Consider the following 15,246-nt stretch of genomic DNA (forward strand, 5'->3'; position numbering starts at 1 on the left):
ACAGGTTCTCTCAAATTTAAAGAGCAGGCTCGCATTTCCCGTGAATTGCGACACCTTCAGAGCTAATGGATCTTCGTGATACCCTACTCACCCTCCTCAAAGCACCGGACTATGTCCCGCTTCGCAGAGAGGAAATCATAGCCGTACTCAAACTCAACCGCGACGAAGCCAAGAAGGCACACCAACTGATCGACCGGATGCTTGAGCAGGGCGAAATCGCCTACCTCAAGAAGAACCGGCTCTGCATTCCCAAAGACGCGGATCTGATCAGTGGTAAAATCATCTTCCGTCAAAGCGGCTCCGGATTCATACTCCCGGACAGCGATCCGAACGGCGAAGGCTATCCTGTTTCCGCCGAAGATACCGGACTGGCTTTTCATGGCGACCATGTGCTGGCCCGCATCATCGAGCAACCGAAGCCTCGTTACCGGCACTACCGGCGTAACGAACGCCCCGCAGCGCCCGAGCAGAAGCCCAACCTCCGGGTCATACGCATCCTGAAGCGCGCCCGGAGCAGCTATGTCGGCACGCTGCAAAAAGGCCGCCACGCCACCTATGTCATCCCCGACGACCCGCGTCTCATTCAGGACTTTCTCGTCCCGGACCCACGTAATTCCGGCATACGCCCGACCCCGAAAGAAGGCGACAAAGTCGTCATCAAGCTGGTCGAATGGAAACAACGCCACCTCAATCCCGAAGGTGAAATCATCGAAGTACTGGGGAAGACCCACGAACCCGATGCCGAGTTCAAGGCGATCCTTTACAAGTATAACCTCGAACCGCAATTTCCTGCAGCCGTTGAAAAGCAAACTGATGGTATTCCCGACAAGGTTCGTCCCTCGGATTGCAAGGATCGTATGGACTGCCGGAAACTCTTCACTTTTACCATCGACCCGGACGACGCAAAGGACTTCGACGATGCGCTTTCACTCGAGGAACTCGAAGATGGCAAGCTGCGCGTGGGTATCCACATCGCAGACGTCTCCGCCTACGTCAAACCGGGCAGCCCTCTCGACGTGGAAGCACAGAAGCGCGGCAACAGCACCTACCTGGTTGGTACGGTCATCCCGATGCTACCGCACGCGCTTTCAAATGGGCTCTGCTCGCTGGTTGAAGCCGAAGACCGCCTGACCAAGACCGCCTTCATCACCTACTCGGACAAGGCCGACATCCTGCACGTCGAGTTCGCCAACACCGTGATCCGGAGCAACAAGCGCCTCACCTATCGCCAGGCCTACGCATTCATGCAGAAGGATGACTTCGACGAGATCCGCAAAACTCCGCTACCTCCGAAGCACCAAACCGGCTCGACCGGGCGCTCGCTTGACGAAGTGAACCAGAAGGAGATGAAGCTCCTGCAGGTGCACATCCGCAAGCTCTGGCATATTGCCTCGCAGCTTCGAAAGAAGCGATTCCGTAAAGGATCCCTCGACCTCGACATGACCGAAGTCAAAATCTACGTGGACGAGCAAGGTTATGCCGACAGGCTGGAGATCCAGGAAAACGACGAAAGCCACCAGTTGATCGAGGAATTCATGCTCGGTGCCAACGAGCAAGTGGCCCGGACGATGCAACGCAATCATTTCCCCTGCATCTACCGGGTGCATGACGAACCCGAGGACGAAAAGCTGCAGGAACTTCGGGAGACAATGATCACCTTCGGCGTACAGTGCGGCAACCTGAGTAAAGCCAGCGGGATGGCCTCCCTACTGAAGAAATTAAAGGACCACCCGCAAGGCCACGCACTCAAGGTGCACGTGTTGCGCAGCCTCAAGCAGGCCCAATACCGAGCCAGCCCCGACGGCCACTACGGTCTCGCAAAGCCCGACTACACCCACTTCACTTCGCCCATCCGCCGCTACTCCGACTTGATCGTGCACCGCGTCCTGGACAGCTACCTGCACAAGATCGGGGCAGAATCCGCACCGAAACAACCCGATGTACGTTACTCACAGGGCAAACTGGAGTCTCTCGGCGAACACATCAGCATAACGGAACGCAACAGTGTCGACGCTGAGCGCGAGTCAGTCAAAACCAAGCTGCTCGAATACTACGAACGAGAACTGCACAAGGACAAGAAACAGTCCTTCCAAGCCGTCGTTGCCGACGTCAAGAACCACGGCCTATTCGTCGAGCTAGTCGACTCGCAAGCCTATGGACTGGTTCACATCTCCACTCTCGACGACGACTTCTACCATCCCTCCAGCGACGGCCAGTCCATCGTCGGACGCCGCAAGAAGAAGGTGTATTCGCTAGGCCAATACGTCGATGTACAGGTCGAGCGGGTGGACCGGTTCAAGCGCCAGATCGACTTCCGCATTGTTCCGGAAGAATCAAATAACAAGAAGCCATCGCCCAGACCGACAAAAAAAACCGCGCAATCAGCCAAGGAGCTCTCCCAGATAAGGAAGCAACGCCGCTCGGACCGGCAAAAGAAAAGTCCCGCAAAAAAGCGCCGCTGACTGCAGACAACCTGCGATACAGTGAAATACGGGCGGGAAACGCCCCCAAGCGGAGCTGGACGAGACGATTGACGCCAAGGCAAACCGGCGTTATTTGTATAGCACAATACAATATCCTAAAATGGACAACATGCTCCAATCCCTGATCGTCAGCGCCAGCCTCGGCGCCCTCATTGGGCTCATTCGCCAATGGGGCGAGCAGCAGGATGCACACAAGGACGACAACCACTTCGCCGGCCTGCGCACTTTCGTCCTCTGGGCACTCATCGGCTACACCGCAGCCTTCGTCGACAGTACACACGTGCCTTACGCATTTCTCGCAGCGCTCGGTATTGTCGGGGCACATCTCATCCTTCATGGTTTCATCGCCAAGGATCGGACCAGTATCGGACTGACGACCGGAGCGGCAGCCATTATCACTCTATTACTGGGTGCCCTCGTGTACTGGGGGCAGCTCCTCTTCGCCGTCATGTTCGCGGCCCTGACCATGATCGTCTTGGGCATGAAGCAAATGAGCCATTCGTGGACACGAAAATTCACAAATGAAGACATCCGCTCGACCCTGCAATTCGTCGCAGTGACCGGGGTGGTGCTTCCCCTGGTGCCCAACCAAGGCTACGGCCCCTACGAGGCGATCAATCCCTACTCGCTCTGGCTCATGGTTGTCCTCATCTCCGGGCTGGGATTTGTCGGCTACATACTCATGCGGCTACTGGGCACCAAGGCAGGCGTCATACTTACCGGGCTGGTGGGTGGCCTGGCCTCCAGCACCGCAACCACCCTTGCCTTCAGTCGAGAGTCCAAGACCTACCCTGAAATTTCCGGCAGCTTCGCCCTCGCAATCGTCATGGCCTGCACAATCATGCTCGGCCGAGTGCTGGTGATCCTCGGGTTTATTTATCCCGCTTTCATCGCCCAGCTATGGTACCCCTTCCTGATCATGGCCATGCCGGGTCTTCTTTACGCCGTCTTCATCGCCTTGCTCAGCAAGAAGAGCAAAACCCCTGTCGAAATCCCCAACCTGAAGAATCCGCTCGGTCTCTCGATCGCGATCAAGTTCGGTATCATCTACGGTGTCATTTCCTTCCTCGTCAAATGGTTGAGCCAAACCGAGCTCACCGATGAACTCCTGGCGCTGAGCTTCATTTCCGGCCTGACCGACATGGATGCAATCGCACTCTCGATTACGCAAAACCTGAAAGACGGCAGCGTCGCCCTTCAGCTCGGGACACGAGCCATTATTCTCGCGGCAGTCGCCAATACAATCCTGAAAGCCAGCCTCGTCTTCAGCATAGGCGCCCCGCAACTCCGCAAACATATCGGGATCGCGCTCGGCGCGACCGTACTGGCCGGCATCGGCGCATTCTTCATCGTGTAACGCCTCCCGGGTTCAGCTGCCACCCGGATGAGAATTCCCGGGGCTCGGACACAAAAATTCCGGCAGCGACTCGCACTGCCGGAATTACCTTGCACTACTTACTGAACCTGAAAGCGCCCTTAGCAACAAGAAGGGCACTGACATGAAGAAGCTCTAAAAGCTGAATCCAAACTGGGCACCAACGACGACCGCATCATCGATCTTCCCGGTACCACCGGGGTTCTTGATAAACTGAACGTCGGGCTGGATGTATGCGTACTTGGTCAGTTGAATACGATGCCCCAGTTCGAAAACCATTTCATAATCCGCATCATCCCCCGTACTCGTTTCAAGAGCATCCGAGTAATCATCGCTAAATTGCCCGTAGGTCATGAAGAAGACAGTCCGGTCATCCGGACGCCCGGGAAGTAAGCCCTTATAATGTGCACCCAAAGTGGACTGTAAGGGAATAATCGCCACTTCCTCCTGCGAGGTATAAGCAAGTGTCAGGAAAAGACTCAGGCCTTCGTCCGAATGAGCAGACTCGCGGAACACCTGGTAGTCGGCATGCGCATAGTATCGAGTGAACTCATCCGTCGTATCCGTACTGTCAAACTCATCCATTTCAAAGGAGAACGTCTGATTCACCCCGACATAGAAACGGGCCGGCTTACCAGCGATCTCAGGCGTCCAGTCATACTGAACAAAGAGCGAAACCCCATCTTCCGAGTCGATGCTGAAATCGACACCTTGATTTTCCCGGTCCCACATTTCGTGGGTCAGTTGAAACACGCCGACTTGAAGCGCGCTCTTCTCCGAAATCTTCGCTTTCAGCCGCCCGCCCCAAATTGCAAACGGGTATGAGGTCATGACACCGTCAAACAAGACGGCACGAATTTGGCCGTTCACCGCATTGTTCAAGGAGTAGCCGTAGAAAGATGAGCCGACGAAATCATCAGTTGCAGTCATGCGGCCCAGCTTCAGGGAAAAGTCACCATCTGCAAAAAGCTTTTCCAGAGTGACATTGTAGAGAAAGGTATTCTGCCCGCCAACCAACTGCATTGTACTATATTGGCTGCCAACCGATGGCGTAATGTCACTACCATGGCGCTCGATCCCAGTCAGACTAAAGGTTGTCGCTTCCCAGCCGAGCAATTTCTCAAAGTCAAAGGTAGCACCGGCGAAGAGATCGCCCGCATAGTTCGACTCCCGATCAATGCCGCCGGATACATTCGAAGCAATAATCGCATTGTAATAAGCAAAGAACTCGACACCCGAATCCGACAACTCGGTACGGGTTCCACTCCAGTCGCCGGTGAGTCGATCCGCATAAGGCTCGGCCCAAGCATGGCTGAGCCCTAGGCTGCCCGCAATAACAGTAGAGAATAGAATAGATGATTTTTTCATGGGATGTATTTTTTGGGTAAGTGTTTATGCAGACGCAGCGGAGAGCCTTTCAGCCACAGGGCGCTTGGCAAAATAGAGAGCTACGGTTGCCACGGCGGTCCCGGCGAGAATGGCGCCGACATAAGCTAGCCCTTGAGTAATCGCATTGGGAATCGCCAGCACGAAGATCCCTCCGTGCGGCACGACAAGCTTGCACCCCCACAACATGGAGAGGCCTCCGGTCACCGCAGCGCCGAGTACATTGCAGGGAATCACACGAACCGGATCCGCCGCCGCATAGGGAATCGCACCCTCTGTGATAAAAGAGATCCCCAGCACGGCTGCCGCCTTCGAAGCCTGGCGCTCATCATCGGTAAACTTCTTACGGAAAAGATTCGCGGCAAGGGCACAGGCCAGTGGCGGCACCATCCCCGCCGCCATCACCGCAGCCATGGGTGCATAAATCTGACTGGCCAATAATCCGACACCGAAAGTGTAAGCCGATTTATTGACAGGCCCTCCCATGTCGAAGGCCATCATGCCCCCCAGCAACAGGCCCATAACCAGGGCGCTCCCCTCTTGCATGTTGTTCAACCAAGCGGAAAGACCGTCGAGGATAAACTTCACCGGAGGTCCGATCACGAAGATCATAGCCAGCCCGACGACAAGCGATGTCAGCAGCGGTAGAATGAGTACCGGCTTCAAGCCCTGCAATGACTCCGGCAAGCTGATCTTGTTATTCAGGAACTTCGTCAGGTATCCGGCAAAGAAGCCAGCCGCCAAACCACCGAGGAAACCCGCACCGATTTGCGAAGCGAGCATGCCTCCGATCAAACCGGGCGTCAGCCCCGGACGATCCGCTATGGAAAAGGCGATAAAGCCGGCCAGCACAGGGATAAAGAGGGCAAAAGCGGCCGATCCGCCAATCTGCATCAGGGCCCAGCCAAAAGTCCCTTCAGCGTCTCCCGCGTAGATGCCGCCCACCGCGAAGGCGAGGGCAATCAGGAGACCGCCGGCGACCACCAGCGGAAGCATGTTTGAGACACCGGTCATGAGATGCTTGTAGACCCCCTTGCGCTCTTTCTTCGGAGGCATCTTCAAGCCCCCCGCAGACGCAACAGGTTGAAGGGTCAATGCTTCACGAATCAAAGCCTTCGAATCCTTAATCGCAGGCTTGGTTCCTGTTTCCAGCAGGCGTTTGCCCGCAAAACGCTTTGTTTCAACCGCGGCATCCGCAGCCACAATCACAGCATCGGCCTTCTCAATCTCTTCGGGCGTCAATTCATTCTTCGCGCCCACCGAACCACGCGTTTCCACCTTCATGGTGAAGCCCATCTCTTCAGCCGCCTTGGCCAGCGCTTTGGCTGCCATGAAGGTATGGGCGATGCCCGTCGGACAGGAGGTGACACCGACAAGAAACTTGGATTCCTTTGCGGACTCAGCCGGTTCTACAACATCCGGCTTGGAAGTACGCCGGGAAATCAGGCGGGCCCCATCAGGAAAGAGCTGGTCCAGGACTGCGCCGGTTTCACGGGCCAGTCGCGCGAGATCGACCGACAGGACCGGGTGGGTCGTCGCGGCCGGCTGAGCCGGAGCCTTGAGACCAACCAGAAGGACCGCGTCCGATGGATTCGAACTCGCCTCCCAGGCGGACTCCGGAGCAAGGCCAGGATCTATCTCGATTTTAAGGTCCAAGCCACGACGTTCGGCTTCGGCTTGGAGCGCCCCTTTCGCCAAACGACAGATCGGGCTGCGCTCCTCGGTTTGAATATAGGTATGTAGTGTAGACATGACAGTTCAGGGTTATGAGTTTAAAGAGACAAGGGATTGGACGGAGACCTGCCCCATCCGCTGTTTAAGTACGTCAGGCTCGGGCAAGGCGGAGACCAGCGACTCCAGGCGACTCCAGGCATAGACTGTGGCCAGGCGCGCACAATCCGAAGGGCTGTCGCCCCGAACTGTGGCCTGCAGAAATCCGGCCAGCAGGGAATCACCCGCCCCGACCGTGCTGACCACATTCACAGGCGGCGCACTGGCTTTCAACTCGGCCTCGGGCGTCAGAAACAAGGCGCCTTCATCGCCAAGGGACACGACCAGGCGGGACACCTTCTCACGGCGCAAGGCCCGGGCAGCAAGTAGCACGTCTTCGAAGCTCTCAAGTTTGGCCCCGATCAGTTCTTCAAGTTCATGGTTGTTCGGCTTTGCCAAATCGACACCGGCATCCACCGCAGCGGCAAGTGCCGGACCGCTGGTGTCAACCGCCACAAGCGCATCCTTCGCTTTCAGAGTACGTATAATTCGGACCAGAAAATCGGGGTTCACTCCGGACGGCAGGCTTCCGGCCAGAAGAAACCAGCGTCCGGCCTCGGCAAGAAAGTCGAGACGCATGAGCAACTTATCACACTGGGCCTCGGTTGGAGCCGGCCCCGGCAGGTTAATATCGGTCGTCTCATCCGCAGAAGTATCCACAATCTTGATACCGGTACGGGTTTCACCGGCCACACGAACGAACGCATCTTCCAACTGATGATCGCGAAAATGCTTGATAAAGATCGAGGGATTATCTTCCCCGAGAAAACCGCTGACAGTGGCATCATGCCCGCCAAGCGAGAGCATGGTGGCCACGTTGAGCCCCTTGCCGCCTGCTTGACGATGGGAACGGGACGCGCGATGCACGGTTCCTGCGGCCAGTTTATCAACAAAGACCGTGTGGTCAATCGCGGGGTTCAAGGTGACAGTTACAATGGAATTCATGGTGCTCATCTTCAATTTGGTTTCAGGGGTTAAGCCACAGGCGGGATCAGACGCACGGCAACCGCGTCTTCCTGATCCAAAGCACGTTGCGCCAGGGCCCGAAGGTCGGACAAACTCGTTTTCCTCAGAGTCTCTTTCACTCCGGGAATCAGGGCGGGCGGCATGCTCAGCTCGTCCACTCCGAGGCCGGCAAGGATCTGCGCACCGAGCGAATCGGACGCGAGTCCGCCACAAACACCGACCCATTTACCATGTTTATGCGCCGCGCGTGTGGCCGTATCAATCAATCTCAAGACCACGGGGTGCAGGGCATCCGCCCGCTTGGCCAGCAGCGCGTGAGTCCGGTCAACGGCCAAGGCATATTGCGTCAGGTCGTTGGTGCCGACTGAAAAGAAATCCGCAACCCGTGCCAGTTCTTCCGCCATAATAACAGCGGCAGGCACTTCAATCATAACCCCCAGATCAACCCTCGGACCGTCGACTTCCTTGCGTATTTCTTCAGCCAGCTGCCGCGTGCGACGAAAATCGTTCGAAGTCGCGATCATGGGAAAGAGCAAACGAATCGGCCCATGCTTGGCAGCACGGTAGACGGCCCGCAACTGGGTACGCAAAATGTCCGGCCGAGCCAACCCGAGGCGAATACCACGCAGCCCCAGAAAGGAAAGGTCGTGCTCATTCAAGCCGAGATAATCCACCGGCTTGTCGCCTCCAATATCGACAGTCCGCAATACCATAGGGAGGCCTTGCAACGCTTCAACCATAGCCTTGTACTGCTCATACTGCTCCTCCTCACTGGGTGCATGGTCGCGGTCGAGAAAGAGAAACTCAGTACGTACCAAGCCAACACCTTCGGCACCCGCTTTCAACGACTCACCGGCTTCGGAAACCTTCGCAATATTCGCGACAATTTCCACGCGATGCCCGTCCTGCAGCAAAGCCGGTTGAAAGCGGTGATTCCATGCCTGCTGGCGGCGCTCATCCAGCGCTTTTAGTGCGGCACATGCGGACTCCAGGTCCGCATCGCTGGGTTGAGTCAACAAGCGGGCACCCGAGGCATCAAGAACGACTTTGGTTTCCGCCTCTACAGCCGACAGGGCATCCCCCATCGCAACCACCATGGGAATCCCAAGAGACCTCGCAACGATCGCGGAGTGCGCATTCGGACTACCCTTTCGCAGGCAGATTCCACTTACCTTTCCGGGCGTCAACTGAGCCGCCTCCGACGGTTCCAATTCCTCCGCCAAGAGCACGACAGGTTCGGTGACCCCAGCCAGCGAATCCTGATCGGCACCGAGCAAGACACGGCTGACGCGATGCCCGGCATCTTTCAAATCAACGGCACGCTGGGCAAGGTTTGCATCCTCCAAGGCTTCAAGCTTGGCAACCTTATCCCCGACCACTGCATTCCAGGCGGACAGCACATCCTCCCCCTCACGTATACGAACTTCCGCAGCCTTCTTTAGATCCGCATCTCCAATCAACCCTGCGTGAGCCGTAAATAAGTTGCGCTGCACCTTGTTCATACCCGGGTCCGCAGCGAGTCCTGACAATGTTTCCACAGCTGTATCAATTGCGACACCCAAGGCCGAAATCTCAGCGGCTTCGTCGCCACGCTTCCGGCTCTCCGGCGCCACCCTTAACGCGTCCCAAAGCAGGACCGGCCCCACCGCAATACCGGGAGCTGCCATGGTCCCCTTCAACAGGTAATCCTGTTCACAAGATTCAGGCTCCCAATCGATCGCCGCATCCAGCGCCCCCTCTCCTTCCTGAGGCTCGTCGTTGATCAACTCAAGCAAGCGCTTGAGCTGGCGTAAATGGTCATCCGCATAGGGCGAGTCGGCACGGATTTCAATTCGACTCCCCGGCGTAATTCCGAGACTCACGATACTCAAGGCACTTCTGGCATCCGCTTCCTTGCCATTCACGACCAGACTGATCTTACCATCCATCCGATCGGTGGCTTCGGCCAACTGACTTGCCGGTCGCAAGTGAAAGCCGCGCGGGTTCGTAAATTCAACCACAACACGATCCCCCTCGAAGTCGTCTTCAGCAGCCCGTCCTCCGGCACCTTCGGATTCAATCGCCTCAATAATATCCTCCGCCCGATCGGTCACCGCCAACCTCCGTGCCAGATCCTCATCGGCAATGATTGAAGTCAATTGACCGAGTAACTCGATATGCTCATCGCCCTTCGCGGCGATCCCGAATACCAAATGAGCCTTGTCGCCCCCCTTCCAGGCAACGCCTTCGGGTAGTTGAAGGAGGACGACGCGAGTCTCATGAATGGCCCCCGCGTCTTGCGGTTGGCCGTGCGGGATGGCAACGCCATTCCCCAGATAGGTTGTCGCGGTACGCTCGCGGCCGAGCATACTGTTAAAATAGGTGGACTCCACAGCATTCCGCTCTGCCAGCAAGGCGGCAACCGCTCGGATGGCTTCTTCCCGACTGGATGCAGAGGCACCAAGGCGGATATCTGATGGGGTGAGCTTTAACATGACGGGGTCCTTCGGTTCAGGGTTCAGTAAAAGTATGAGGAAATATGTAATCGTTTACACATATATGTCAATTAAAAAGATCTCTCTCCCCAAACAAGAACTCTTTAAAATATCCTATTTACATTGGTATTGAATTATTTGTAGATTTAGAAAAATCCAAAAACAATCAGTAAACCTTTACACCATGGCTAGTATTAAAGATGTCGCTCGGGAAGCCGGGGTTTCGATCGCCACCGTATCGCGAATGCTGGCCAACAAGGGCTATATCAGCGACGACACCCGCCAAAAGGTACAAACCGCAGTCGACAAGTTAGGCTACCGCCCGAACCGCGTAGCCCAGCGTCTCCGCGAACAGCAATCCCGGATTCTTGCGCTCATCGTGTCTGACATCCAGAACCCCTTCTTCGGACAACTCTGCCGCGCGGTGGAAAACTTCGCGCAAAAGCGAGGCCTCTGCGTCTTTGTCTGCAACACCGATGAAGATTCCGGGCGCGAGCAACACTACCTCGAACTCATGGCCCAAGAACAGGTGGCCGGCATTATCATTTCCCCCTCATCCAAAGGCAGCCAACAGCTGGAAGCCTTACAGAAGTCCAAAATACCAGTCGTCACCGTGGACCGGCGCGCCAGCGACCAGTTCGACTCCGTACTCATCGACAACACCGAATCCGCCCAGAAACTCACACTGCGCGTCTTGGCTGGCGGCTACCGCAGGATCGCAGCCATTGTGGGGGCAAACAGCTTCACCGCGAGCGAGCGCCTGAGCGGGATTGAAGCCGCTTTGGCCACAGCGGGCCTAAAACCACACAAGATCCTCACCACCCCGGCCTTCGAACCGGAGGGACAGGCCGCCATGGAATCCCTGCTCGACGACGCCGACCCGCCGGATGCGGTCATTTGCTCCAGCGCCCTACTCGCAACCGGCGCCTACCGCGCCATCCACCAACGCAACATACAGGTACCTGAAACGCTTGGCTTCGCCTGCTTCGATGATCCACCTTGGGCCACCTTCATCCGCCCGGGACTGACTGTCATCCAGCAACCGGCAGCACTCATCGGAGAGACTGCAGCCGAGCTGCTAATGAAGCGTATCGAACAACCAGACCGGTCCCCCAGCCTCATCCGCCTACAAGGCAAACTCATCGAACGGGGCTCACTGCGCTAGAAGGGGTGACAAACCCAGTCCTCGGCCCCCTCGATTCCCAAAGTCGTGCGTAAGCGCCAAGCCACGACAAGGGCAGCTATCAGCGCGACTGAACGTTGCACCCGTGACAGAACCACCGGACTCAGGCGCCCATTCAGTCGCATGAACTGACTCTGAGCCAACCAGAGGAGCGGCAGCGTACCCAGGCCGAAACCAACTGCAAACTCGGCCCCACGGAACGCGGACCCGGAAAACAGGGCCAAGCCAAAAATCATGTAGAGCGGCCCGCAGGGCAGCAAAGGCGTAGCCAGGCCGATCACGGCAGCCGCAACCGGCTTACTCAGACGCGTAAACCGTTGGGTCACCGTCCGGTAGGTCGATCCCAACCACTTGGGCTTGGGCAGAAAACGGTCCAGCCGGAACGCCACCGAAATAAAGAAGACAACCAGCACCCAGGGAATATAGTTCAACCAGGAGGCCGAAACGGCATCCACCACGATACTGCCAAATGCTCCCGCCAAGGCCCCCACACAGGCATAGGCCAAAAGCTTGCTCAAATGATAGCTGGTAAGAACCAAATGGGGGCTGGCGTCGTCCGGACGAGCCGGCGCAAAGGCGCAGGAGAGCGGACCGCACATGCCCACACAGTGCACACTCGTCACCAAGCCCGCAAGCAGTGCCGTATATCCGTTATAAACTGTCTGGTACTCAAACATCAGTCATGCCGCTCCATCCGCATCAACTGGATATTTGAGGCGAGCACAGCCCGCCGTCAACCGGACAGAGCAATCTATTCACTCCAATCGCTAGCGTGGAGCCTTCTGCGAAGCTTCATTATAAAGCACTGTATACAAGACCCCCACCAGGTTCTTCGGCGTCACCCGATCCTTATCCTCGGTCACATTATTGATCCCTTTCGCGACCCAGGCATCCTTACCCGCCTTCCGGATCAACTGATGGAGCACTTGGTAGCCATCCTTATTCAAGTAGCCCACAATCATTCCAACCTCAAGGTCTTCAAAATCGATCGGCCGAACCACGATAATCGTATTCTTGGTCAGGACTGGCTCCATCGAGGTCCCGCTGGTACGCGCCATATAAAGACCACTATCATTAAACTTCACCATTTGCCCCAATTTGAAGGCTTCATCGTACTTAATCGGAGCAAAGGTCGTCGTGCTACCCGAACTCGTCGTATTGCAGGCAGAAAGCAAAAATAGAGCGGCAAAAAAAAGAGTTCCCAGCAAAGCATAGCGCATAGAAAGGAGCATCAAAATCTACGTGATAAAGGCAAGCTGCTTCCAGCTTTCACTTTAGAGGAAATACCCGATCCAAATGCCATTTTTTACGTTTTATAAAGTATTTGTAAAATCCAAACGCTTAAAACTCAAAACACTGGTAAACATACACTTTCGCCTCGGGTACGTGATTTCACGTACCCTTATTACGCCATTTCCGCGCCTACTCCTAAGAATCCTTCCTAAAGCACTATACAAAGTTCACGCGATACCTGAATTAAACGATAATCAGTATGATAGCGGGCATGAAAACAACAACGCTCGCTACGATCCTCTTCGCCTGCTTTGGCGCAATGCTGACAGCGACCGCAACTCCGAAATCTTCGGCTACTTTTGAACAGACGCTCCGCGACGCGGAGATGATTGCCTCCCTCAACCCTGCCTGGAGCATACACCGCACCGCCGGCGAATCCATGGGCGACTACTTCGGCGATAATTCCCTCATCATCGTCCAAGAAGCTGACATCGAGCAAATCGAAGTCGGGATGATGGTGGTCTACCGCTCCGCCAAGGGCGAACTGATCTCCCACAAAGTGGTCGCCCACGATGGAGACAGCATTCGCACCGCAGGCAGCGCAAACTGGAAAATTGATCCGGAACCAGTCACTTCAGAAATGATCATCGGCACCATCTTCGCGGTATTCCACAGCGAAGGCGCACCGAGCGGTCCCGCACTGACCTCCAACGGCCAAGCCATTCCCACCGCACTCTGCAAATCCCACTAAGCCACCGATGACTTTAATTTCTCGGATAGATTCGTTGTTGTTTTCATCTGTCCGATAATAAGGCCCCTTCCGCACCCCCCACTAGCGGGAGGGGTTTTCACTTTAAAAATTGCCAATAAGAATATGACACAGCTACTATCAACCCCCAAGCAGCGTTACGACAACGAGCTCTACACTGACCAAGACATGAAAAAAGTAGTCGTCATCGAGGATCAAACGATTCTCCGCGATCTCATCTGCCAACTGGTGGAGGGCTATACCTCCATGCAAGTCATAGCGCACACCGGGGACGGTGCCGAAGGCTTGGAGCTGTGCCTCCAGCACAACCCGGATTTGATCATCCTGGACATCATGCTGCCCAACCTGAACGGTAGCGAAGTGCTTCGCCGCCTCAAGGCCAAGAACCCGAAGCTGAACATTCTAATTTTCTCAGCCGCCTCCTCCAACAGCATGGTCAATCGCCTCCTCAAGGCAGGAGTGACTGGCTACATTGAGAAGGATGCCGGCCTCGAAGAACTGGAAAAAGCCATCAATCTGGTGGCCGACGGCCGTTCTTACTTCAGCCCCCGCGTGGTCGAAGCCATGCGAGAGCTCATGGTCAGCGGCGGTCAAGACGACTCACTCGAGTCCCTCACCTCCCGCGAGCGCGAAATCATCCAGCTAATCGCCGAGAGCTACAGCAACAAGGAAATCGCCGCCAAGCTTGGCATGAGCGTCCGCACCGCCGATACACACCGCACGAACATCATGAAAAAGCTCGACCTGCATGATGTCGCCGCCCTCACCCGCTGGGCGATCGCCAACAAGCTGGTAGATCCCGTAGGCGGTAACATGAGCATGGAGTAATTCCGGCAAGCAAGCGTTTCAAAAAAAAACAAAAGGCGCATCCTGAGGGATGCGCCTTTTTGTTTTCACAAACTAGACTTCGACTACTTAGCCACCATATTTTCAGTGACCGGCACCCGATTCAAGCGCGTGGTCCCCTTCACCAAATCGGCATAGAAGCTCCAGCTGACTGTATCATTCGCCAGGCACATGTAATTCACCCAGTTGCCGTTCGACTCAAAAATGACCCCGCGCAGCTCTATCCGCTTACCTTGCCTGCTACGTAGTTTCTGGTAGTAGAACAGACACTCCCCCTTCCACAGTAGCTTACGGTCAAAGTCTATAACGCTTCCCTGATCCCTGTAGGCTTTGATAATCGGATCCAGGGTCGCATTCACGAGGCGTGTGGGGTACCGGACACCGGGCTCCGCTCCGGCAGTGTCCAGGACGGAAAGCGCCAGCTTCTGCCCCCCCGCTGAATCGTCCAGTACGGCCGTATGCAAATAGCCGGCATCACCGAGCGAATTCCCCTTTGAACCGACATAAGACCAGCCGTCTGGAATTCTAACAATGATGCTATCCGCGATCCTCAAGTTTTCCGAAAACAGAGACAGCACGGTGGCTGGAAGCAGCAAGCAGATGAGGAGACAGTTCTTCATTTCAGGATAGGGTTAGCGCTGCGCGCAATTCGTGTACAATTTGCTTCCCGTTTGCGAAGATCAATCTGGCGCACACGAAAAGCATGGAACATGGATTCAGATTAGCGGGCCCGCAGAGTGCAGGCAAATGCAATCACTAAC

The 15,246-nt window shown here is 55.9% G+C and carries 12 protein-coding genes; 5 read left to right on the forward strand and 7 right to left on the reverse strand.

The window, feature by feature from the left end:
- The first annotated feature begins 65 nt into the window (after positions 1-65).
- Positions 66-2,462: a ribonuclease R family protein gene (locus tag O2597_RS12845; RefSeq protein ID WP_269525460.1), complete on the forward strand. Its 2,397-nt coding sequence runs from the start codon at positions 66-68 to the stop codon at positions 2,460-2,462.
- Positions 2,463-2,583: 121 nt separating this feature from the next.
- A complete protein-coding gene (locus O2597_RS12850) occupies positions 2,584-3,840 on the forward strand; it encodes an MgtC/SapB family protein (protein WP_269525462.1) in 1,257 nt (418 codons plus the stop codon).
- A 153-nt stretch (positions 3,841-3,993) separates the two neighbouring features.
- Here the strand turns inward: O2597_RS12850 and O2597_RS12855 are convergent, their stop codons facing one another.
- The 4 genes from O2597_RS12855 to ptsP are packed head-to-tail and all read right to left on the reverse strand — an operon-like array spanning position 3,994 to position 10,454.
- Positions 3,994-5,226: a carbohydrate porin gene (locus O2597_RS12855; protein ID WP_269525463.1), complete on the reverse strand. Its 1,233-nt coding sequence runs from the start codon at positions 5,224-5,226 to the stop codon at positions 3,994-3,996.
- 24 nt (positions 5,227-5,250) lie between these two features.
- Positions 5,251-6,996, reverse strand: a complete 1,746-nt coding sequence (locus tag O2597_RS12860; RefSeq protein ID WP_269525464.1) for a fructose-specific PTS transporter subunit EIIC — start codon at positions 6,994-6,996, stop codon at positions 5,251-5,253.
- Between the two features lie 12 nt (positions 6,997-7,008).
- Positions 7,009-7,959: a 1-phosphofructokinase gene (gene pfkB, locus O2597_RS12865; protein ID WP_269525465.1), complete on the reverse strand. Its 951-nt coding sequence runs from the start codon at positions 7,957-7,959 to the stop codon at positions 7,009-7,011.
- 29 nt (positions 7,960-7,988) lie between these two features.
- Positions 7,989-10,454 (reverse strand): phosphoenolpyruvate--protein phosphotransferase, encoded by a 2,466-nt coding sequence (gene ptsP / locus O2597_RS12870; RefSeq protein WP_269525467.1) that lies wholly within the window; start codon positions 10,452-10,454, stop codon positions 7,989-7,991.
- Between the two features lie 184 nt (positions 10,455-10,638).
- Here ptsP and O2597_RS12875 point away from each other — a divergent pair, with 184 nt between their 5' ends.
- A complete protein-coding gene (locus O2597_RS12875; RefSeq protein ID WP_269525469.1) occupies positions 10,639-11,619 on the forward strand; it encodes a LacI family DNA-binding transcriptional regulator in 981 nt (326 codons plus the stop codon).
- Here the strand turns inward: O2597_RS12875 and O2597_RS12880 are convergent.
- Together O2597_RS12880 and O2597_RS12885 are read right to left on the reverse strand one after the other, a co-directional pair.
- Complete coding sequence (locus O2597_RS12880) at positions 11,616-12,314, reverse strand: sulfite exporter TauE/SafE family protein (protein ID WP_269525471.1); 699 nt, start codon at positions 12,312-12,314, stop codon at positions 11,616-11,618. The two genes, O2597_RS12875 and O2597_RS12880, sit on opposite strands and share 4 nt — an antisense overlap.
- 90 nt (positions 12,315-12,404) lie before the next feature.
- Positions 12,405-12,869, reverse strand: a complete 465-nt coding sequence (locus O2597_RS12885; RefSeq protein ID WP_269525473.1) for a S24/S26 family peptidase — start codon at positions 12,867-12,869, stop codon at positions 12,405-12,407.
- 272 nt (positions 12,870-13,141) lie between these two features.
- Between O2597_RS12885 and O2597_RS12890 the strand changes: the two genes are divergently transcribed.
- Both O2597_RS12890 and O2597_RS12895 read left to right on the forward strand, forming a co-directional pair.
- A complete protein-coding gene (locus O2597_RS12890) occupies positions 13,142-13,621 on the forward strand; it encodes a S24/S26 family peptidase (protein WP_269525475.1) in 480 nt (159 codons plus the stop codon).
- Between the two features lie 123 nt (positions 13,622-13,744).
- Positions 13,745-14,467 (forward strand): response regulator, encoded by a 723-nt coding sequence (locus tag O2597_RS12895; protein WP_269525477.1) that lies wholly within the window; start codon positions 13,745-13,747, stop codon positions 14,465-14,467.
- Between the two features lie 83 nt (positions 14,468-14,550).
- Here O2597_RS12895 and O2597_RS12900 read toward each other — a convergent pair whose 3' ends face one another.
- Positions 14,551-15,105, reverse strand: coding sequence for a hypothetical protein (locus tag O2597_RS12900; RefSeq protein WP_269525479.1), 555 nt, complete (start codon positions 15,103-15,105; stop codon positions 14,551-14,553).
- Between the last annotated feature and the right edge of the window lie 141 nt (positions 15,106-15,246).

It is taken from the genome of Coraliomargarita parva (genome assembly GCF_027257905.1).
In the GTDB taxonomy this organism is placed as follows: domain Bacteria; phylum Verrucomicrobiota; class Verrucomicrobiia; order Opitutales; family Coraliomargaritaceae; genus Coraliomargarita_A; species Coraliomargarita_A parva.